Origin of the sequence: Stenotrophomonas sp. Marseille-Q5258, from assembly GCF_946900935.1 — a bacterium.
GTDB classification, from domain to species: Bacteria; Pseudomonadota; Gammaproteobacteria; order Xanthomonadales; family Xanthomonadaceae; genus Stenotrophomonas; species Stenotrophomonas nematodicola.
Genome location: NZ_CAMPPN010000042.1, coordinates 1 through 20,367, shown reverse-complemented (window position 1 = coordinate 20,367; position 20,367 = coordinate 1). Strand labels below are relative to the sequence as shown.

Sequence of the window (20,367 nt, the reverse complement as noted above, 5' to 3'; positions counted from 1 at the left end):
GATGGCCGGATCGGAGAGCAGGGGCATCACCGCTTCGAGCCCGCGGCCGGTGATGAAGATCAGGCGGATACCGGGGTGCTGGTCGACCAGCCGGTACAGGCGGTGGCGCGCGGCGGCATCGCCGGCGCGGAAGGTGCCATCCAGATCGGTGGCGGGGATCAGGTGCGCGGCCGGCGCGGCCGGGAGGGGACGGGGTGGGGGGGGGGGAAACAGTCATGCGTGCGGGATCGGATGGTAGCGACCGGCCGCGCGCGAGCGCGCAACCCTGTCAACTGCGAATGGGGTGCGCAAGTTAACAGGGTGGGCGGAAAACGTCATCTCCCCCGGGGCGGTGCGGACCGCTGGTCCGCACGCGCTTTCAGAGAATCCCGGGCAGATCCAACCCCTTCTCCTTCGCGCAGTCCAGCGCGATTTCATACCCTGCATCGGCGTGGCGCATCACGCCCGTGGCCGGGTCGTTCCACAGCACCCGTGCGATGCGCTTGGCGGCCGCCTCGCTGCCATCGCAGACGATCACCATGCCGGCGTGCTGCGAGAAGCCCATGCCGACGCCGCCGCCGTGGTGCAGTGACACCCAGGTGGCACCGCTGGCCGTGTTGAGCAGGGCATTGAGCAACGGCCAGTCGGAGACCGCGTCGGAGCCGTCGCGCATCGCTTCGGTTTCGCGGTTCGGCGAGGCGACGCTGCCGCTGTCCAGATGATCGCGGCCGATCACCACCGGGGCCTTCAGCTCGCCGTTGGCGACCATCTCGTTGAAGGCCAGGCCCAACCGGTCGCGGTCGCCCAGGCCAACCCAGCAGATGCGCGCCGGCAGGCCCTGGAATCTGATCTTCTCGGCGGCCATGTCCAGCCAGCGGTGCAGGTGCGGATTGTCCGGAATCAGTTCCTTGACCTTGGCATCGGTCCTGGCGATGTCCTCCGGGTCGCCGCTCAGCGCGGCCCAGCGGAACGGGCCGATGCCGCGGCAGAACAGCGGGCGGATGTAGGCGGGAACGAAACCGGGGAAGTCGAACGCGTTCTCCACGCCTTCTTCCAGCGCCATCTGGCGCAGGTTGTTGCCGTAATCCACGGTCGGCACGCCCAGCGCGTGGAACGCGAGCATGGCGCGGATATGGTTGGCCATCGAGGCGCGTGCGGCCTTTTCCACGGTCTTGGGCGCGCTCACGCGCTTGTCGTCCCATTCCTCCACGGTCCAGTCCTGCGGCAGGTAGCCGTTGACCGGGTCGTGCGCGGAGGTCTGGTCAGTGAGCAGGTCCGGTTTGACACCGCGCACCAGCAGTTCGTCCAGCACGTCGGCGACATTGCCGAGCAGGCCGACCGACAGCGGCTTCTTCGCGGTGCACGATGCCTCGATCAGGCGCAGCGCTTCGTCCAGGTTGTCGGTCCAGGTGTCCAGGTAGCCGGTGCGCAGGCGCATGTCGATGCTGCTCTTGCGGCATTCCACCGCCAGGCACGAGGCGCCGGCCATTACCGCGGCGAGGGGCTGTGCGCCGCCCATGCCGCCCAGCCCGCCGGTGAACAGCCACTTGCCGGCCAGGCTGCCGTTGTAATGCTGGCGGCCCATTTCCACGAACGTCTCGTAGGTGCCCTGCACGATGCCCTGCGCGCCGATGTAGATCCAGCTGCCGGCCGTCATCTGGCCGTACATCGCCAGCCCCTTCCTGTCGAGCTCGTTGAAGTGGTCCCAGTTGGCCCAGCGCGGCACCAGGTTGGAGTTGGCGATCAGCACGCGCGGCGCATCGGCATGGGTGCGGAACACACCCACCGGCTTGCCGGACTGCACCAGCAGGGTCTGGTCGTCGTCCATGCGCGTGAGTGTGTCGACGATGGCGTCGAAACTCTCCCAGTCGCGCGCGGCACGGCCGATGCCGCCGTACACCACCAGTTCCTGCGGGCGCTCGGCCACGTCCGGATGGAGGTTGTTCATGAGCATGCGCAGCGGCGCTTCGGTCAGCCAGCTTTTCGCGGTGAGGGTGGTGCCGGTGGGCGCGGTGATGGTGCGGGACGGGTCGTTGCGGGTCATGCGGCGCTCCGGTTGGTCGCGAAGTCAAGGCAGGCCGTCAGCACCTGCGCCAGAGTGCGGCGCAGGTGTGCGGCGTGGTCGGGGTCGAGCGGAGTGGGCCAGCTGTGCTCGTCCAGCTGGTCCGGGGCCGGCTCGGACATGTAGCCACGGCAGGCCAGTTCCATCTGCAGGCTGTGCACGCCGCCGGGGATGTCGCTGTAGTGGCGGGTGATCCAGCCGCCTTTGAAGCGGCCGTTGCGCACCTGCGGCATGCCGCTGATGCGACACAGGTTCTCCACGACGTCGCTGAGCGCGTTGTCGCAGGACGTATCCGGTGCGCCGGAGGGGCCGGCGGTGCCGAGGTTGAACTGCGGCAGCTCGCCATCGAACAGGTGCGGGATGCGCGAGCGGATCGAATGCGCGTCGTACACCACGACGGTGCCGTGGCGCTGGCGCAGGCGTGCGATCTGCGCGGCGAGCGCGTCGTGGTATGGCGCGAAGTAGGTGTCGCGGCGGCGCGCGATCTCCGCCTCGTCCGGTGCCATGCCCGGGCGATACAGCGGCTGGTTGTCGAAGGTGGTCAGCGGGCACAGTCCGGTGGTGTTCTGCCCCGGGTACAGCGATACGCCGCTGGGATCGCGGTTGAGATCGATCACCGAGCGCGAGATGGCCGAGCGCACCGTGGTGGCGCCCATGCCGCGGGCGAACTCGTACAGGTCGTGCACCCACCAGTCGGCATCGCGGCGGGCCAGCCACGGCGAGACGAAGCGGCTGGCCAGATCCTCGGGCAGGTCGCTGCCGGTGTGCGGGAAGCTGACAATCAGCGGTGCGTCACCTTCATGCACCTGCAGCCAGTCGGGCCGGGTGTTCATGCCAGCGGCTCCACCTGCGGGAGCACGTCGGCCAGCCCTTCGGCCAGCGCGCCGCTGCGTACCAGGGTGGTGGCGGCCACCATGTCCGGGTGGAAGTAGCGGTCGTCCTGCAGGGTCGGCACCTGCGCACGCAGGCGCGCGCGCACGCCTTCCAGCGCGGTGCTGGAACGCAGCGGGGCGTGGAAGTCGCAGCCCTGCGCGGCGGCCAGCAGCTCGATGCCCACCACGTTGGCCGCGTTCTCGGCCATCGCCAGCAGGCGCCGGGCGCCGTGCGCGGCCATCGACACGTGGTCTTCCTGGTTGGCCGAGGTGGGAATCGAGTCGACGCTGGCCGGGTAGGCACGCTGCTTGTTTTCCGACACCAGCGCGGCGGCGGTGACCTGCGGAATCATGAAGCCGGAGTTGAGGCCGGGCTTGGGGGTCAGGAAGGCGGGCAGACCGGACAATGCCGGATCAACCAGCATCGCGGTGCGGCGCTCGCTGATCGAGCCGATCTCGCAGACCGCCATCGCCAGCATGTCGGCGGCGAAGGCCACCGGCTCGGCGTGGAAATTGCCGCCGGACAGCGCTTCGCCGGTGTCGGTGAACACCAGCGGGTTGTCGGACACGCCGTTGGCTTCGATCGCCAGGGTGGTGGCAGCCTGGCGCATTACGTCGTAGGCCGCGCCCATCACCTGCGGCTGGCAACGCAGGCAGTACGGGTCCTGCACGCGCACATCGTTGTCGCGGTGCGATTCGCGGATCGTCGAACCCTGCATCAGGGTGCGCAGCGCGGCGGCGGTGGCAATCTGGCCATGCTGCCCGCGCAGGGTATGGATCCGCGGATCGAACGGTGTATCCGAGCCCTTGGCCGCTTCCACCGACAATGCTCCGGTGACCAGGGCGGCCTGGAAGACGGTGGTGATCGCGAACAGGCCGGCCAGCGCGTAGGCAGTGGAGTACTGGGTGCCGTTGAGCAGGGCCAGGCCTTCCTTGGGGCCCAGCACCAGTGGCGCCAGCCCGAAGCGGGCCAGCGCATCGGCGGCGGGCAGGCGCTCGCCGGCGACAAAGGCTTCGCCGACGCCGATCATCACGCTGGCCAGGTGCGACAGCGGTGCCAGGTCGCCGGACGCGCCCACCGAGCCCTGGCACGGAATCACCGGCACGATGTCGTGCTGGAGGAACGCTTCCAGCAAGGCCAGGGTCTGCGGGCGGATGCCCGACGCGCCCTGCGCCAGGCTGGTCAGTTTCAGCGCCATCATCAGGCGTACCACGGGCGCAGGCATCGGCTCGCCAACGCCGGCCGCGTGCGAGAGCACGATGTTGCGCTGGAGGGTTTCCAGGTCATCGCGCTCGATGCGCACGCTGGCCAGCTTGCCGAAGCCGGTGTTGATGCCGTACACCGGCTCGCCCTTGGCCACGATCGCCGCCACGGTCTGGGCGCTGCGCAGCACGGCCCCGGCCGAAGCCGGGTCCAGGCGCACCCGCGCCCCGTCGTGGATCGCGCGCCATTGCGCCAGCGTCACGGCGCCGGGGTGCAGGGTCAGGGTAGTGCTCATGAAATCTCCAGACATCACAGAAGTCAGACGGATACGCCGCGCATCACGCGCGCGTGCAGCGGGTTGAAGCCCATGCGGTACACCAGGTCGGCGGGTGCATCGATGTCCCACAGGGCCAGATTGCAGTCCAGGCCGACCGCCAGGCGGCCGATGCGGTCGGCGCGGCCAAGGGCGCGCGCGGCCTCCCGGGTGAAGCCGACGATGCACTCCTCCACGGTCATGCGGAACAACGTGGCGGCCATGTTCATCGCCAGCAGCGGGCTGGTGAGCGGTGACGTGCCGGGGTTGGAATCGGTGGCCAGCGCCAGCGGCACGCCGGCCGCACGCAGGGCGGCGATCGGGGGCAGGGTGGTATCGCGGGTGAAATAGAACGCACCCGGCAGCAGCACCGCCACAGTGCCGGCGGCCGCCATCGCGGCGATGCCGTCGGCGTCGAGGTGTTCGATGTGGTCGGCCGACAGCGCGCCATGACGGGCGGCCAGTGCTGCCCCGTGCTGGTTGCTGAGCTGTTCGGCGTGGATCTTGATCGCCATCCCGTGGCGCTTGGCTGCCAGGAATACCTGTTCGGCCTGTTCGGCGCTGAAGGCGATGGTCTCGCAGAACACATCCACTGCCTCGGCCAGGCCCTCGGCGGCGATGGCGGGAATCATCGTCCCGCACACCTCGTCGATGTAGGCCTGCGCGGTGCTTCCCGGCGGAATGGCGTGGGCGCCGAGGAAGGTCGGCACGATCTCGACCGCGCGCCGCTGCCCCAGGGTGCGGGCCACGCGCAGCTGCTTGCTTTCGTCGGCGAGGGTGAGGCCGTAGCCGGATTTGATTTCCAGCGTGGTGATGCCTTCGGCGAGCATCGCGTCCAGCCGGGGCAGACTCGCGGCGATGAGCGCGTCGTCGGTGGCGGCGCGGGTGGCGCGTACGGTGGACACGATGCCGCCGCCGGCGCGCGCGATGTCGGCGTAGCTCACGCCCTGCAGACGCTGCTCGAACTCGCCGGCGCGGTTGCCGGCGTAGACCAGGTGGGTATGGCAGTCGATCAGCCCCGGGCTGATCCAGCGGCCGCCGCAGTCGATGCGCCGGGCCGGTTGCAGGTGCGCCTCCGAGCCGGCCGGGCCGACGTGCACGATGCGACCGTCGGTGGCGGCGATCACACCGTTCCCGATCACGGCCAGGCCGGGGCCGTCGACGGTGATGAGGTGGGCGTTGTACCAGAGGGTGTCACAGTGCATGGCAGCAACCACATCGGTGTATATGTCTATACAATATAGGCGCCTCTTCCGGGATGTCCAGTGATGCCAGCCAACCCCGCTCCGCTGCTCGTTTTCCACGCCGCCCACGCACTGCTGCCCAGCGGCTGGGCCCGTGATGTGCGCATCGCCTGCCAGGGCGGCACGCTGGTCGAGGTGACCGCCGGGGTGCCGGCGCAGCCTGGTGATACCGCACTGGCGATCGCCGTGCCGGGGCTGGGCAACCTGCACAGCCACGCCTTCCAGCGCGGCATGGCCGGCCTGACCGAGATCGGCGGCAACAGCGGCGACAGCTTCTGGAGCTGGCGCGAGCTGATGTACCGCTTCCTGGCGCACCTGCAGCCGGACGCGGTGCAGGCCATCGCCGAACAGGCCTATGTGGAGATGCTCGAATCGGGCTTCACCCGCGTGGGCGAGTTCCACTACCTGCACCATGCCGCCGATGGCACCCCGTACGCGGACCGTGCCGAGATGGCCGCGCGCATCGCGGCGGCCGCACAGGGCAGCGGCATCGGGCTGACCCTGCTGCCGGTGTTCTACGCGCATGCCGACTTCGGCGGCGTCGCGCCCAACCCGGCCCAGCGCCGCTTGATCCACGATGTGGACGGCTTCGCCGAACTGCTGCAGGGCTGCGCGCACGCGCTGCGCGGCAGCGACGATGCCGTGCTCGGCATCGCCCCGCACAGCCTGCGCGCGGTCACCGGCGACGAACTGGCCGCGCTGCTGCCGCTTACCGCCGGCCCGGTGCACATCCACATTGCCGAGCAGACCCGCGAGGTCGATGCGTGTGTGGCGTGGAGCGGCCTGCGTCCGGTGCGCTGGCTGTACGAGCATGCCCCGGTGGACGCGCGCTGGTGCCTGGTACATGCCACCCATGTGGATGCCGACGAAGTGCAGCGGATGGTGGCCAGCCAGGCCGTCGTCGGGCTGTGCCCGATCACCGAGGCCAACCTGGGCGATGGTCTGTTCCCGATGCAGGCCTTCGTGCGCGCCGGCGGCCGGTTCGGCGTTGGCTCGGATTCCAACGTGCTGATCGATGCCGCCGAAGAGCTGCGTCTGCTCGAATACGGTCAGCGTCTGCACGTCCGCGGGCGCAACGTGCTGGCCCCGGGCGACGGCCAGTCCAGCGGGCGCTGGCTGTTCGAGCAGTCGCTGCGCGGTGCCGGGCAGGCGCTGGGCGTGGCCACGGGGCTGCAGGTGGGCGCACCGGCCGATGTGGTCGAGCTGGACGCCGCGCACCCGGCGTTGATCGCGCGCGAGGGCGATGCGTTGCTTGACAGCTGGGTGTTCGCCGCACGTAATGGCGCGGTGCGTTCGGTGTGGCGCCAGGGGCGCCAGCTGGTCCGCGAGGGCCGCCATCTGCAGCGCGATGCTGTGGCCGCCCGCTTCGCCAACGCCCTTCGTACTGTTCTGCAGGCCGGCTGACCGCCGGCCGCGCCCTCCCAGGAATCCCGCGTGACGGGCAAGAAAGCACCGACCCTCAACCAGCGCATCCGCGCCGATCTGGAGAGCCGCATCCTCAGTGGGACGTGGCCGCCGGGATTCCGTATTCCCTATGAGCACGAGCTCATGGAGCAGTACGGCTGTTCGCGGATGACCGTGAACAAGGTGCTCACCGCGCTGGCCGAGAGTGGCATGATCGAACGCCGCCGCCGCGCCGGCTCCTTCGTGGCGCGGCAACCGCCGCACCTGGAACAGGTGGCGCTGGAGATTCCCGATATCGCAATGGCGGTCGGCGCGCGTGGCCACGCGTACGGCTATCAGCTGCTCGAGCGCGCTTATCGCGCCCCGCGCGCCGAGGCCGACGAAGAGGTGGCGCTGGCCGGCGGCGAGAAGCTGCTGGCGATCCGCTGCCTGCACCGTGCCGATGGGCGGCCCTTCGCGTTGGAGCACCGCCTGATCAGCCCGGTCGGCGTGCCCGAGGTGCTGGAGGTGGATTTCGCCACCACCGCGCCGGGCAGCTGGCTGCTGCAGAACGTGTCCTGGACCCGCGCCCAGCACCGCATCAGTGCGTGGGGCGCCGACGACGCCGCTGCCGCGCTGCTCGAGGTCAAACCCGGTACGGCATGCCTGGTGATCGACCGCCTGACCTGGCGCGGTGAGCAGCCGATCACCTGTGTGCGGCAGATGTTCCTGGGCGATGCCTGGGACCTGGTGGCGCGTTTCTCACCGGGCGCGCGCTGAGGCTGCGCGCGGCGCGGCCCTCGACCCTGCTGCGGTGCTTCAGAGCGTGGCGCACTGGCGCCAGCGGACCGGCTCGTCCACACCGGGGCGTGGGTTGAGCTGGATGCGCACGGTGCGCAGTGCCGGATAGCGGGTCACCTCGGCGCAGATCAGCGGCCACACCTGGTCGATCTCGCCGGTGCGGTTGATGGCCAGCGTCTGCCGCGTCAGCCAGATGCCGCTGGCCACGCCGGGCTGCCCGGCGAGGGCGCGCGACAGTTCCTGCTGATAGCGGTCCAGGGTGGCAGTGTCGGGGTTGGCCTCCATTGCCGGCGCCGGCGGGGCGGCCGGCCCCGGCGGGGCCGGTGCGGCGGTGACCGGCGCAGGTGCGGGGGCCGGGGCAGGCATTGCGGCAGGGGCCGGCACCGGGGCCACGGCCGGCGGAGCCACTGCTGCGCCATTCTCCAGGCGCGAGGTCAGGTAGCCCATGCCCACCAACAGGCCCAGGGTCAGCGAGCCCAGCGCAGCGATCGAAATCCGGCGGATCGCCTCACGACGCGCGCCGGCCTGCACCCGCGCTTCCATGTCGCCGGGCAGGTAGGGCTTGAGCAGCGGCCACAGCAGGTGGCCGTCGAGCACTTCCACACCCTGCTTCTCGGCGGCCAGGCGGCCATCACGCTCGACCCGGCCCTCGGTGATCAGGACGCCGCCACGGGCACCGGCCAGGCGCGCGGCGGCGCCCAGCTCGTTCACCGCGGCGGTGCCGATCCGGTAGGCGCGGCCGTGCTTGCAGGACACCAGCCAGCGGTGCTGGCCGTCGTCCATCATGAAGTCGCTGCGTGGCTCACGGCTGTCGTCAGCCTCGCCCGGCACATCCTTCAGGCCGCGCTGCTCGCGCATGGCCCGGCGCACGATCTCGGAGAAATCCCGCCAATGCATACCTGCCAGCGCGTTCAGCCCGAGCTGGGTCTCCTTCTGCCGCCGCTTGACCAGCCACAGGTAGGCCGTCGCCAGGAACCACACAATGAGGGCCAGCAGCAGGGCCAGAATCCAGGAGAACATTAGATGCTTGATCTGAACAGGGAAGAACGATCAACAGTTTATATGTGCCCACCCGGCTGTGCGGTGTGATGCAAGGCACAAAAAACCCGCCAATCCGTAGCCGTGAGGGGAGGGAACAAACGGCGAAGAAGCGATTGGCGGGTCGATCCGGATTGTCAACAAAGTCCTGCTGCTTTGCAACAATCGCAGTGGCGGGCGATCAGGGGGGCGATCCCGGCGACTGGTGGCTGCCCGGCGACGGGTCCGCATTGGGCGAGGCGTTGCGGCTCTCGGCGCGGTTGACGCGTGCGGTCAGCGCCTCGATACGGGCGTTGAGCGCGGCCACATCCTCGGCCGTGGGAATGTTGAGGCGCTTTAGGACCCCTTGGACACGGTCATCGAAGGCCTTCTCGACCTTGTCCCAGGTGCCGGCCGCCTTTTCGCGCGCATCGCCCAGGTGTTCTTCCACGCTGTCGCGCCAGCGCGGCGTGTCGCCGGCCTGTTCACGGTTGCGGGCTTCGAGGGTTTCGCCCTCCTTGACCAGCGTGTCGAACACGCGGCTGCCTTCGGCCTGTGCACGCCCGAACGCGCCCAGCCCGGCCAGCCAGACCTGGTGGGCCGACCCGGTCAGCCGGCGCGAGAAGCGCTCGGCCTGGTCCTGCAACGAAGGCTTCTCGCCCGGGTTGCGCTCGTCGAATTCGTCGTGTGCATTCATGCTGCGATCCCGTTGGTGGACTCCCTAGGATCGTAATCACCCCGACCGTTGCGGCGGGGTGATGGCGTGCCGCCGGTTCAGCCGAGCTTTTCCTTGAGCACGCGCTGGATCTCGCTTTCCACCATGCCCTTCATCGCCGAGAGCAGGAAGCCCAGCTTGGCGGTGACGTGCACCTGGCCGGGCAGCAGCGCGATCGCGCCATCCACGCCGGAGCCGGAGAAGTTCAGCACATCGCCCAGCCAGTTGGACTGCAGCCCGAAGCGCTCGGAGAGCTTGGCCGCCACATCCTCGATCGCCTGGCGCGCGCCGTCGGCGGGAAGGGAATGTGCGTGGCGGATATCGATGCTGGACATGGGGGCTCCTGGCGGACCGTGGCAGGGAAAGGGGGTGCATTGTGCGCATCCTGCGCGCCAACTCCAAGGTCTGCGTCACACTTCTTCTTCCCTGACAGTCAACCTGCTAGGCTTTCGCCGCGTGCAGAACCTGCGAGTCCACTTCACCCATCGCCAACATCCCGACCAGCCCCTGCGGCCCGGGGTGCATCGCATCGTGCGCCACGCCTCGGGCACCGTCCGGCTGGCCGACGACAGCCCGGGCACGCTGCTGCTGGCCCAGTTCTGTCTGGACGACCGTGGCCTGTGGCTGCAGGTCGCCACCGGTATCCGTGGCATCCATGTCAACGGCCGCCCGGTCCGGCGCATGGCATTGCTGCGTCCCGGCGATGCGGTGTATGCCGACGGCGTGGAGATGGTGGTGCAGGGCGAGTGCGAAGCGCTGGCCCAGGCACCGGCGCGCAGCGACGAGGGGGGCGACGACCCGCGCCTGCTGCGTGGCGTGGGCGGCCAGCACCACGGCCGCAGTTTCACCCTCGACCGGCCGCGCGTGATCGGCAGCAGTGTCGAGGCTGACATCGTCATTGACGATCCGGCCTTCGCCGAGCAGCACGCCCGCCTGGAACGCCACGGCGAGCGCCTGTTGCTGCGCGACCTCGGCGCGGGCGAATCCACCCGGGTCAACGGCATCACCGTGCGGCACTGCTGGCTGCAGCCCGGCGATCAGCTGGTGTTCGATGCCCAGCACCGTTTCGTGCTGGAAGTGCCGCACGACGGCCGCCGACGCGCAGTGGAGGCGGAGGAGGACGAACCCCTCGACGCGCCGGCCGATGCCGATGTCGCCACTACCCGGCCGCGCGTGCAGCGCTGGCCGTGGCTGCTGGCCAGTGCGGTGCTGCTGGCCGGTGCGATCAGCGGGCTGCTCTGGTTCGGCGCGCGCTGACCGATAGATTCGTTTGCAACCAAATTCGCCTTGTGCGGCAAGGCCTAAAGCCTGGTGCGCTGCGGCATACTAGGGGTCTTGCCCCATAGGTGTGACATGACGCGCGCGTTCAATTTCAGTGCCGGCCCCGCAACCCTGCCGGAATCGGTCCTGCGCCAGGCGCAGGCGGAGATGTTGGAATGGAACGGCGCCGGCGCCTCCATCGTCGAGATGAGCCACCGCGGGCCGGAGTTCATGGCCGTGGCCGCGCAGGCCGACGCGGATCTGCGCCGCTTGATCGGCATTCCCGACGACTACGCCGTGCTGTTCCTGGCCGGTGGCGCCACCACCCAGCAGGCCCTGCTCGCGCTCAATTTCGCCGGCCCCGGGCAAACCGTGGACTACGTGGTTACCGGGCACTGGGGCAAGACCGCCATCAAGCAGGTTGCCCCCTACGTCAACGTCAACGTCGCCGCCAGCAGCGAAGCCAACGGCTTCCACGACATCCCGGCGCGCGACGGCTGGCGTTTGTCCGATGACGCGGCCTACGTCCACATCACCGCCAACGAAACCATCCACGGCGTCGAGTTCCGCGATACGCCGGACGTCGGCGACGTGCCGCTGTTCGCTGATTTCAGCTCGTCCATCGCCAGCGAGCCGCTGGACGTAAGCCGCTATGGCCTGATCTACGCCGGTGCGCAGAAGAACCTCGGCCCGGTCGGTGTGTCGGTGGTGATCGTGCGCCGCGATCTGCTCGAACGCACCGGTCAGCCGCGCGCCGACATCTTCGACTACCGCTCGCACGTGGCGCGCGATTCGATGCTCAACACGCCGCCGACCTGGAACTGGTACCTGGCCGGGCTGGTGTTCCAGTGGATGCTGGCCGAAGGTGGCGTGGAGGAATTCGCCCGCCGCAATGCCGCCAAGGCGGCGCTGGTGTACGGGGCCATTGATGCGTCCGGCGGTTTCTACCGCAACGACGTAGTGCCGGTGGCACGCTCGCGCATGAACATTCCGTTCTTCCTGCCCGACGACACGCTCAACGCGCGTTTCGTCAGTGACGCCAAGGCGGCCGGGTTGCTGGCGCTGAAGGGGCACAAGGCGGTCGGCGGTATCCGCGCCTCGCTCTACAACGCCATGCCGGTGGAGGGCGCCCGCGCGCTGGCCGCGTTCATGCGCGATTTCCAGCAGCGCCACGGCTGAGTTCTCACGTTTCGACCGGGGCGCCTGCCGCCCCATTGCACCTGGAATCCCTGATGGCCAAACAACCCGCCAAATCCACCGCCAAGGCTGCCGCCACGCCCAAGGCCACGCCCAAGCCCAAGCCCAAGGCCGCGTCCAAGCCTGATGGCGCGCTGCCGGCGCCGGTGCTCTCGGACGTGCGAGCCAAGATCGACCATATCGACCGCAGCATCCAGGCGTTGATTGCCGAACGCGCGCAGTTCGCCCACCAGGTCGGCAAGGCCAAGGGCAAGCTTGCCGCCGCGGTGGACTACTACCGCCCCGAGCGGGAAGCGCAGGTGCTGCGCATGGTGGTGGACCGCAACGAAGGCCCGCTCAGCGACGAAGTGCTGGTGCATGTGTTCCGCGAGATCATGTCGGCCTGCCTGGCCCAGCAGGAGCCGCTGAAAATCGGCTACCTCGGTCCGGAAGGCACGTTCAGCCAGCAGGCCGTGCTCAAGCATTTCGGCCGCTCGGCGCTGGGCCTGCCGTTGGCGAGCATCGAGGAAGTGTTCCAGGAAGTGGAGGCGGGCAACGCCGATTTCGGCGTGGTGCCGGTCGAGAACTCGGGGCAGGGCACCATCCAGATCACCCTGGACATGTTCCTCACCTCCAACCTGAAGATCTGCGGCGAAGTGGAACTGCGCGTGCAGCAGTACCTGATGTCGCGCAGCGGCCGGCTGGATGATGTCGAGCGCGTGTACGGCCATCCCCAGTCGTTCATGCAGACCTCCTCGTGGCTGCGCGCCAACCTGCCCAAGGCCGAAAGGATTCCGGTGTCGAGCAATGCCGAAGGCGCCCGCCGTGCCCGCAATGCCGACGATGCCGCCGCCATCGGCGGCGAGAGTGCCGGGCACGTGTACGGCCTGAAGAAGGTCGTCACCAAGCCGATCCAGAACGACGCCGACAACACCACGCGCTTCCTGGTCGTGGGCCGCACCATCTTCCCCACGTCTGGCCACGACCGCACCTCGGTGCTCGTGTTCATCCACGACAAGCCTGGCGCCCTGTTCGACGTGCTCAGCCCGTTCGCGCGGCACGGCATCAGCATGAACCGCATCGAATCGCGCCCGTCGCACAATGCCAAGTGGGAGTACGGCTTCTTCATCGACCTGGCCGGCCATATCGACGACCCGGCGATGCAGGCCGCGCTGGCCGAGCTGGAAGCGCACTCGGCGCAGATCAAAGTGCTGGGCTCGTACCCGGTGGCCGTGCCCTGATTGATCCGCGTCGCCGCGTACCGCGCGCGACGCACCGGCCCGGCGTCGCGCGACGCCGTGGCTGCTCCCTCCGAACCACGCCGCGCGCCGTGCGCGCGGCTGCCACACAGGACCGACGATGACCGTTTCTCCGTACTGGATCGCCTACAAGGGCCAGCCCCTGCAGGGCAGCCTGACCATTCCCGGCGACAAGTCGGTGTCCCACCGCGCGGTCATGTTCGCCGCGCTGGCCGATGGCGTCTCGCGCATCGATGGTTTCCTGGAAGGCGAAGACACCCGTGCGACCGCCGCGATCTTTGCGCAGATGGGCGTCCGCATCGACACCCCGTCGCCGTCGCAGCGCATCGTGCACGGTGTCGGTGTGGATGGGCTGCAGGCGCCCACCGCGCCGCTGGACTGCGGCAATGCCGGCACCGGCATGCGTCTGCTGGCCGGCGTACTGGCCGCGCAGCGCTTCGACTCGGTGATGGTCGGCGATGCATCGCTGTCACGCCGCCCGATGCGCCGCGTCACCGGCCCGCTGGCGCAGATGGGCGCGCAGATCGCGACCGAGGCCGACGGTACGCCCCCCCTTCGCGTGCAGGGCGGCCATACGCTGCACGGCATCGACTTCGCCTCGCCGGTGGCCAGCGCACAGGTCAAATCCGCCGTGCTGCTGGCCGGTCTGTACGCGCAGGGCGAGACCTCGGTCAGCGAACCGCACCCGACCCGTGATTACACCGAGCGCATGCTGCGCGCGTTCGGCGTGGACATCGCCTTCTCGCCGGGCCAGGCCCGCCTGCGCGGCGGCCAGCGCCTGCGCGCGACCGATATCGCCGTGCCGGCCGACTTCTCCTCGGCCGCCTTCTTCCTGGTCGCCGCCAGCATCATTCCCGGTTCCATGCTGCGCCTGCGCGCCGTTGGCCTGAATCCACGCCGCACCGGCCTGCTGGCCGCGCTGCGCCTGATGGGCGCGGATATCGTCGAGGAAAACCATGCCGAGCATGGCGGGGAAGCGGTGGCCGATCTGGTCGTGCGCCATGCCCCGCTGCATGGCGCGGAGATCCCCGAAGCGCTGGTGCCGGACATGATCGACGAGTTCCCGGCGCTGTTCGTGGCCGCGGCCGCCGCGCAGGGCAATACCGTCGTGCGCGGTGCCGCCGAACTGCGGGTGAAAGAGTCCGATCGCCTGGCCGCGATGGCCACCGGACTGCGCACGTTGGGCGTGCAGGTGGACGAAACCGACGACGGTGCCACCATTCACGGCGGTGCCGTGCTGGGCAGCGGCACCATCGAAAGCCACGGTGACCACCGCATCGCGATGGCCTTCGCCATCGCCGGCCAGCTCAGCGTTGGGGAAGTGCGCGTCAATGACATCGCCAACGTCGCCACGTCCTTCCCCGACTTCGACGGCCTGGCTGCCGGCGCGGGTTTCGGGCTGCGCCAGGGCTGATCCGACCGCGTGCACGCGGTGGCATCCGTCCCACGAAAAAGGGAGGCCAACGGCCTCCCTTTTCGTTACGCACCACCGCCTGCATCAGCGCTCGGTGCGGAAATCCACGGGCACACGCACCACGCTGGCCACAGCACGGCCATTGTGCATCGCCGGCTCGAACTTCCAGTCGCGGACGGTGCCCAGGACCGCACGGTCCAGATCGCGGTCGCGGGTGCCGCTGCGCTGCACGATGCTGGCATTGGTCACCTGGCCGCGTGTATCCACGTTGAGGCTGGCCACCACGCTGCCTTCCACGCCGCTGCGCAGAGCGCTGCGCGGATAGGCCGGCTTGGCATTGCTGGCCAGCGGGCGCGCATCGCGGTTGCGTACCGCCGGGGCCGCCTTGCGCTGTTGCGTGGCGTTGGCCGGGGCCGCCTGGCGCGGGGCCGGCGCGGTCGTGGCTACCGGGGTTTCGGTGGCAGGCAACATGCGCTCACCGACCGGCGGCGCGGTGGGTTCGCCCGGCGCGGCATAGCGCAGCCAGACCAGCGCGGCGGCAAACATCGCCACGATCAAGGCCATCCACAGCCAGGGCGACGCACGCCGGCGGCCAGGTTCATCGATGACGTCGCGCTGCTGATGCGGCGAAGCATGCATTTCCGGATGGGTAACACTCATATCGGACTCCTGGTGTCGTTGCGACACCCGCAGTCTTGCCCGGGCCCGGTTCCGGATGTGTCAGCGCAACGTCAACGCGGCGACTGCATTGCCGACGGGGTTCAGCTTGCTGAGCCGTTATGCAACCGCCGCCGTGTTACTCCTGCTTGAAGTCGAACGGCACTTCAATGCTGCCCGGCACCGGCTGGCCATTGCTCTGCGCGGGTTGGAAGCGCCAACGGCGCACGGCGTCGGTGGCCGCGCGGTCAAGGTCCCGTGAACCGCTGCGCTGGATGATGGTCACATCCACCGGCGCGCCGGTCGCATCCACGTCCACGCGCACCACGACGCTGCCACTCTCGCCCCGGCGCAGCGCGCCCGGCGGATAGCTCGGCGGCGGCGACTGGTCGGCGATCGGCATCGGGCGGTCGCCGGCGGCCATCGCCACCGGGGCTGTTTCCGGCGCCGGCGCTGCCGGGGCGGCGGCCGGCGGCGGAGGCGGTGCGGTTTCCACCAGCTGCGGCACATCCTCACCGGCCGGCGGCGCCTTGGCGTCGGGCATGTCGCTGGAGCCGGCCGCTGCGGGCAGGGGTTCGGGCAGCGGCTCGATCTCGGCCACCTGCTGCGGGGTCTGCGCGGGGCTGGCCTTGTAGAAGTCGTTGTTGCGGCTGCTCAGCCATACCACCAGGAACAACAGCAGGCCGACGCCAAAGGCGATGCCCGCGATGATCAGACTGCGACGGGGCAGGTGGAAGGTGATGTTCTTGCCAGACGAAGAGCGGGAAGCGGACATGAGCCATACCGTTGTGAACCCCCCGATTCTGCCACGGACCCGCTGACTGGCGCGTGTCATGGGCCTGCAGGGCGGCAGAAATCCGCATAACAGGCGATAATCCCCCTCCAGACCCGCAGACCTTTCCCACGCCATGCTCGATCCAGCCCTGCTCCGCCAACAGCCCGCCGACCTTGCCGAACGCCTGCGCACCTCGCGCGGTTTCGAGCTGGATGTCTCCGCGCTGGAGTCGCTGGAAGCTGACCGCAAGCGCATCCAGGTGCGCACCCAGGAGCTGCAGAGCCTTCGCAACAGCCGTTCCAAGGCCATCGGCCAGGCCAAGGCAAAGGGCGAGGATGTGTCGGCGATCATGGCCGAAGTGGCTGCCTTCGCCGATGAGCTGAAGGCCTCCGAAGTGGCCCTGGACGAGCTGCGCGAGAAGATCGAAGCGATCGCGCTGGGCCTGCCCAACCTGCCTGCCGACGATGTGCCGCCCGGCAAGGACGAATCGGACAATGTCGAGGAGAAGCGCTGGGGCACCCCGCGCAGCTTCGACTTCCCGGTGCTCGACCATGTCGAGCTCGGCGCCCGCAACCAAGGGCTGGACGCGGAAACCGCCGCCAAGCTGTCCGGCGCGCGCTTCACCGTGCTGCGCGGGCCGCTGGCGCGTCTGCACCGCGCCCTGGGTCAGTTCATGATCGACCTGCACACCGGCACGCACGGCTATGAAGAGACCAACGTGCCGCTGCTGGTCAACGCAGATTCGCTGCGTGGCACCGGCCAGCTGCCGAAATTCGAGGACGATCTGTTCAAGACCGCCGTTGGCGAGTCGACCCGCTACCTGATCCCGACCTCGGAAGTGCCGCTGACCAACATCGTCCGCGACGAGATCGTCGATGCCGACCAGTTGCCGCTGCGCATGACTGCCCAGTCGATGTGTTTCCGCGCCGAAGCCGGCAGCGGCGGCCGCGACGTGCGCGGCATGATCCGCCAGCACCAGTTCGAGAAGGTCGAACTGGTCACCGCGTGCCGTCCCGAGCAGAGCGAAGACGAACACCAGCGCATGACCCGCTGCGCCGAAGTGGTGCTGGAGACGCTGGGCCTGCCGTACCGCAAGGTGCTGCTGTGCACCGGCGACATGGGCTTCTCGGCGGTGAAGACCTACGACCTGGAAGTGTGGCTGCCTTCGCAGGAGACCTACCGCGAGATTTCGTCCTGCTCCAACTGCGGCGACTTCCAGGCGCGCCGCATGCAGGCCCGCTGGCGCAATCCGGATACCGGCAAGCCCGAGCTGCTGCACACCCTCAACGGGTCGGGCGTGGCGATCGGCCGCGCGATGATCGCGGTGATGGAGAACTATCAGAACGCCGACGGCAGCATCACTGTCCCCGACGCGCTCAAACCGTACATGGGCGGCATCGAGACCATCGGCTGATCCACGAAAAACCCGCCAACCGGCGGGTTTTTCGTCAGGCGCCTTCGCGCAACACCCGCAACGGAACCCATCCCGAGCCGCGACCGTCGGTCGTCTCGCTCCACACCCAGCCATTCATGATGCGGCCCCCGTCCAGCACCTGGCCGACATCCACATCCAGCTCGCGTGCGCAGTAATCCTCCCGCGCGAACGCCTGCTGCTGCGTATCGCGCCCGATCACCTGCGCCGGCACCAAGCCCGGTTGCTGGCCTGCTGCCTCGCACAGATACCAGTCATCCCATCCTTCGGGCCCCTGGTAGCGTTCGCCAACCACCAGCGCGTCGCCACGGCTCAAGGTGATCGGCTGTGGAAACTCGCTGCGGTGGGAGGCAACAACGGTGTAGCGCATGTACGGGAATCCATTGCGGAGGAACACAAAGCCTACCCGCAATCACCCGTAGAGCCGGGTCCCACCCGGCTGCTCTACCATCGCGCGCCACCAAAAAAACCTCCCAGAAAAAAGATGGCCCCAAAAGGGGCCATCAGGCGCGGCAACCGGCAGGGGAGAGAGAACCGGTTGCCGCGCACCACACCGTCACGACGAGGGGGAGGGGACGGGATGGGTCGAACGACTCAGGCCGCGGCGAGCGCCTGCGGCTGCGGCAGCGCGGCCAGCGCACCGGCGATCGCATCGGTGCGGTGCTGCGGCGAGTAGGCGATGCCTTCGGCGCGCACGAACTCCACGTTGTCGATGCCGAAGAACGCGAACACCTGGCGCAGGTACGGGTCCTGGAAATCGGTCGGGGCACCGGTGTGCAGGCCACCGCGGCTGCTGGCCACGATCACCCGCTTGCCACCGGCCAGGCCCACCGGGCCGTTCTCGGTGTACTTGAAGGTGCGGCCGGCCACGGCCAGGCGGTCGATCCACGCCTTGAGGGTGGAGGCCACGCTGAAGTTGTACATTGGGGAGCCGATGACCACCACGTCAGCGGCCAGGAACTGTTCCAGCACCTGTTCGGCATCGGCCGCTTCGGCCGCGTCGGTTTTGGCCAGCGAGCTGCTGCGCAGGTGGGCAACCGGCTGGGCGTCGAGGTCGCGGTAGCTGACCTCCAGATCCGGCACCTGGTCGCGCCACTGCTGGACCACGGCGGCCGACAGCTGGCGGGAGACGGAGTTGTCGCCAAGGACGCTGGCGTCGATGTGAAGAAGCTTCATGGCATGGACCTTGTTCTGGGAGAGGCGGTAGACGCCGCCGACGGAGAACACGATAGGTTGTTGCTAGTTTGGGATAAAGGTGGTTGAATGCCACGTATTGTTCTAAATCTGGAACTTCGGAATGCACGACCTCAACGATCTCTACTACTTCGCGATGGTGGTGGACCACGGGGGCTTTGCCGCGGCCGAACGCGCGCTGGGCATCCCCAAATCCCGCCTGAGCCGCCGTATCAGCCAGCTGGAAACCGACCTGGGCGTCCGCCTGCTGCAGCGCTCCACGCGCCGGTTTGCGGTCACCGACGTCGGCACCAGCGTCCATCGCCATGCCCAGACCATGCTCGCCGAGGCCCAGGCCGCACGCGAGGTGGTGGACCGCCTCAGCGCCGAGCCGCGCGGCGTCGTGCGCGCCAGCGTGCCGGTGTCGCTGGCGCAGATGCAGCTGCCCAAGCTGCTGCCCAAGTTCCTGGCGCAGTACCCGAAAGTGCGGCTGCAACTGAACATCAGCAACCGCCGCGTGGACATCATCAATGAAGGCTACGACGTCGCCCTGCGCGTGCGCTCGCGTCTGGATGACGACGGCAGCCTGGTCATGCGCAGCTTCGGCCAGGTGCAGGAACTGCTGGTCGCCAGCCCCAAATACCTCGACCGCGCCGGGCGCCCCAAGGACCCGGACGAACTGGCCAACCACGTCACCCTGAGCATCAGCGAAGACGAAGCCCGCCAGCGCTGGGAGCTGCACGGCCCGGAAGGCGCGGTGCGCCGCGTTGACCTGCAGCCGCGTGTGGCCGGCTTCGATTTCCCGCTGCTGCAGAGCATGGTCAAGGACGGTTTCGGCATCACCATGCTGCCGGAAACCGTGTGCGCCGAAGCCGTGCGCAATGGCGAGCTGGAAGTGGTGCTGCCGGACTGGTCGCTGCCGCAGGGCATCTGCCACGCCGTGTTCGCCTCCCGCCGCGGTCTGCTGCCGGCAGTGCGCGTGTTCATCGACTTCCTCGCCGAACACCTGCCGCCCCAGCTCGAAGCCTCGCGCCTGGACTGCGGCGGCGCCTGCGAGCGCGCCAAGGAGAAGATCAAGGCCAGCGCGCTGGGGGCGCTGGCGGTGGATGCCGGCTGAGCCGCATCACGGGCGGCCTTGGGAAAACCCGGCCGCTCATGCGAGAATACGCGCCCGGCGCAAGGCCGGCGCGCGACATACGGAGAGATGGCCGAGCGGTTTAAGGCACCGGTCTTGAAAACCGGCGAAGGGTCAAACCTTCCGTGGGTTCGAATCCCACTCTCTCCGCCAATATATAAGTTATGGATTTGATTGAACTTATTTTGGATATTTAGGTTTGTCGGCGGGACACAAATCGGGACATATCTCCCGAAATGCGCATCCCCCATCACCTCATCCGCACCCCTTCCGGCACTTACGCGTTTCGTCAGCGCGTGCCGAACGACTTGCAGGCCGTCATCGGCCGCAAGCTCATCAAGCAAACGCTTCGTACTGTAATGACCCACCGTTTTCTGCTCAGGTCATGCGGTTAATGTAGCGGCATGAGCCGCGTCTGGGGTCATCATCTTCAGCGCCTGATGTGGGCGCTGTTGGTTGTAGAAGCCAATCCAGTCGCCAATGATCCGCAGGGCAT

The 20,367-nt window shown here is 68.6% G+C and carries 21 protein-coding genes, 1 tRNA gene and 1 pseudogene; 10 read left to right on the top strand and 13 right to left on the bottom strand.

From position 1 onward, the window contains the following. From OC534_RS18645 to hutI, 5 genes are all read right to left on the bottom strand, one after another. A partial coding sequence (locus OC534_RS18645; protein WP_262072366.1) for an HAD family hydrolase occupies positions 1 to 99 on the bottom strand: 99 nt, incomplete at its 3' end. Between the two features lie 259 nt (positions 100 to 358). Continuing rightward, a complete protein-coding gene (gene hutU / locus OC534_RS18640) occupies positions 359 to 2,023 on the bottom strand; it encodes a urocanate hydratase (protein WP_017357334.1) in 1,665 nt (554 codons plus the stop codon). Beyond that, a complete protein-coding gene (gene hutG / locus OC534_RS18635) occupies positions 2,020 to 2,874 on the bottom strand; it encodes an N-formylglutamate deformylase (RefSeq protein ID WP_017357335.1) in 855 nt (284 codons plus the stop codon). The genes hutU and hutG overlap by 4 nt, the downstream gene beginning before the upstream one ends. Then, a complete protein-coding gene (gene hutH / locus OC534_RS18630) occupies positions 2,871 to 4,412 on the bottom strand; it encodes a histidine ammonia-lyase (protein WP_262072364.1) in 1,542 nt (513 codons plus the stop codon). Before hutH ends, hutG begins: the two co-directional genes overlap by 4 nt. 23 nt (positions 4,413 to 4,435) lie before the next feature. Beyond that, positions 4,436 to 5,635, bottom strand: coding sequence for an imidazolonepropionase (hutI, locus tag OC534_RS18625; RefSeq protein WP_026070981.1), 1,200 nt, complete (start codon positions 5,633 to 5,635; stop codon positions 4,436 to 4,438). 63 nt (positions 5,636 to 5,698) lie between these two features. Between hutI and OC534_RS18620 the strand changes: the two genes are divergently transcribed. Next, a complete protein-coding gene (locus OC534_RS18620; protein WP_166473164.1) occupies positions 5,699 to 7,078 on the top strand; it encodes a formimidoylglutamate deiminase in 1,380 nt (459 codons plus the stop codon). 30 nt (positions 7,079 to 7,108) lie between these two features. Then, positions 7,109 to 7,837 carry a histidine utilization repressor gene (gene hutC / locus OC534_RS18615; protein WP_017357338.1) on the top strand — a complete coding sequence of 243 codons (729 nt, stop codon included), beginning with the start codon at positions 7,109 to 7,111 and terminating at the stop codon, positions 7,835 to 7,837. 39 nt (positions 7,838 to 7,876) lie between these two features. Here the strand turns inward: hutC and OC534_RS18610 are convergent, their stop codons facing one another. From OC534_RS18610 to OC534_RS18600, 3 genes are all read right to left on the bottom strand, one after another. Then, positions 7,877 to 8,878, bottom strand: coding sequence for a restriction endonuclease (locus tag OC534_RS18610; RefSeq protein ID WP_262072363.1), 1,002 nt, complete (start codon positions 8,876 to 8,878; stop codon positions 7,877 to 7,879). Between the two features lie 199 nt (positions 8,879 to 9,077). After that, complete coding sequence (locus OC534_RS18605) at positions 9,078 to 9,572, bottom strand: phasin family protein (protein ID WP_136005470.1); 495 nt, start codon at positions 9,570 to 9,572, stop codon at positions 9,078 to 9,080. A gap of 77 nt (positions 9,573 to 9,649) precedes the next feature. Then, positions 9,650 to 9,925: a polyhydroxyalkanoic acid system family protein gene (locus OC534_RS18600; RefSeq protein ID WP_017357341.1), complete on the bottom strand. Its 276-nt coding sequence runs from the start codon at positions 9,923 to 9,925 to the stop codon at positions 9,650 to 9,652. Positions 9,926 to 10,046: 121 nt separating this feature from the next. On the opposite strand from OC534_RS18600, the gene OC534_RS18595 reads away from it, so the two are divergent. The 4 genes from OC534_RS18595 to aroA all read left to right on the top strand — a co-directional run bounded on the left by OC534_RS18595 (position 10,047) and on the right by aroA (position 14,699). Next, positions 10,047 to 10,847: an FHA domain-containing protein gene (locus tag OC534_RS18595; RefSeq protein ID WP_017357342.1), complete on the top strand. Its 801-nt coding sequence runs from the start codon at positions 10,047 to 10,049 to the stop codon at positions 10,845 to 10,847. Positions 10,848 to 10,943: 96 nt separating this feature from the next. After that, on the top strand, positions 10,944 to 12,029 hold the full coding sequence (gene serC, locus OC534_RS18590) for a 3-phosphoserine/phosphohydroxythreonine transaminase (protein WP_262072362.1): 1,086 nt from the start codon (positions 10,944 to 10,946) through the stop codon (positions 12,027 to 12,029). 53 nt (positions 12,030 to 12,082) lie between these two features. Beyond that, positions 12,083 to 13,267 (top strand): prephenate dehydratase, encoded by a 1,185-nt coding sequence (gene pheA / locus OC534_RS18585; protein ID WP_262072361.1) that lies wholly within the window; start codon positions 12,083 to 12,085, stop codon positions 13,265 to 13,267. 118 nt (positions 13,268 to 13,385) lie between these two features. Continuing rightward, a complete protein-coding gene (gene aroA / locus OC534_RS18580) occupies positions 13,386 to 14,699 on the top strand; it encodes a 3-phosphoshikimate 1-carboxyvinyltransferase (RefSeq protein WP_017357345.1) in 1,314 nt (437 codons plus the stop codon). 84 nt (positions 14,700 to 14,783) lie between these two features. Here aroA and OC534_RS18575 read toward each other — a convergent pair whose 3' ends face one another. Together OC534_RS18575 and OC534_RS18570 are read right to left on the bottom strand one after the other, a co-directional pair. Further along, the gene (locus OC534_RS18575; protein WP_017357346.1) at positions 14,784 to 15,338 is read right to left on the bottom strand and encodes an energy transducer TonB; all 555 of its coding nucleotides are present in this window, start codon (positions 15,336 to 15,338) and stop codon (positions 14,784 to 14,786) included. Between the two features lie 157 nt (positions 15,339 to 15,495). Next, positions 15,496 to 16,131, bottom strand: a complete 636-nt coding sequence (locus tag OC534_RS18570) for an energy transducer TonB (RefSeq protein ID WP_136005464.1) — start codon at positions 16,129 to 16,131, stop codon at positions 15,496 to 15,498. Between the two features lie 133 nt (positions 16,132 to 16,264). On the opposite strand from OC534_RS18570, the gene serS reads away from it, so the two are divergent. After that, positions 16,265 to 17,545: a serine--tRNA ligase gene (gene serS, locus OC534_RS18565; RefSeq protein WP_017357439.1), complete on the top strand. Its 1,281-nt coding sequence runs from the start codon at positions 16,265 to 16,267 to the stop codon at positions 17,543 to 17,545. 34 nt (positions 17,546 to 17,579) lie between these two features. Here the strand turns inward: serS and OC534_RS18560 are convergent, their stop codons facing one another. Next, positions 17,580 to 17,933: an SH3 domain-containing protein gene (locus tag OC534_RS18560; RefSeq protein ID WP_262072360.1), complete on the bottom strand. Its 354-nt coding sequence runs from the start codon at positions 17,931 to 17,933 to the stop codon at positions 17,580 to 17,582. A 224-nt stretch (positions 17,934 to 18,157) separates the two neighbouring features. After that, complete coding sequence (locus OC534_RS18555; protein ID WP_026071002.1) at positions 18,158 to 18,739, bottom strand: NAD(P)H-dependent oxidoreductase; 582 nt, start codon at positions 18,737 to 18,739, stop codon at positions 18,158 to 18,160. Between the two features lie 121 nt (positions 18,740 to 18,860). Here OC534_RS18555 and OC534_RS18550 point away from each other — a divergent pair, with 121 nt between their 5' ends. The 3 genes and pseudogenes from OC534_RS18550 to OC534_RS19325 form a co-directional block, all read left to right on the top strand. Beyond that, positions 18,861 to 19,853, top strand: a complete 993-nt coding sequence (locus tag OC534_RS18550) for a LysR family transcriptional regulator (protein WP_017357441.1) — start codon at positions 18,861 to 18,863, stop codon at positions 19,851 to 19,853. 81 nt (positions 19,854 to 19,934) lie between these two features. After that, positions 19,935 to 20,024 (top strand) — tRNA-Ser (locus OC534_RS18545). Positions 20,025 to 20,107: 83 nt separating this feature from the next. Continuing rightward, positions 20,108 to 20,227: pseudogene (locus tag OC534_RS19325) on the top strand (DUF6538 domain-containing protein); the annotation flags it as partial. A gap of 27 nt (positions 20,228 to 20,254) precedes the next feature. On the opposite strand, the gene OC534_RS18540 reads toward OC534_RS19325, so the two are convergent. Then, positions 20,255 to 20,353, bottom strand: coding sequence for an integrase core domain-containing protein (locus OC534_RS18540; RefSeq protein WP_262072365.1), 99 nt, complete (start codon positions 20,351 to 20,353; stop codon positions 20,255 to 20,257). Between the last annotated feature and the right edge of the window lie 14 nt (positions 20,354 to 20,367).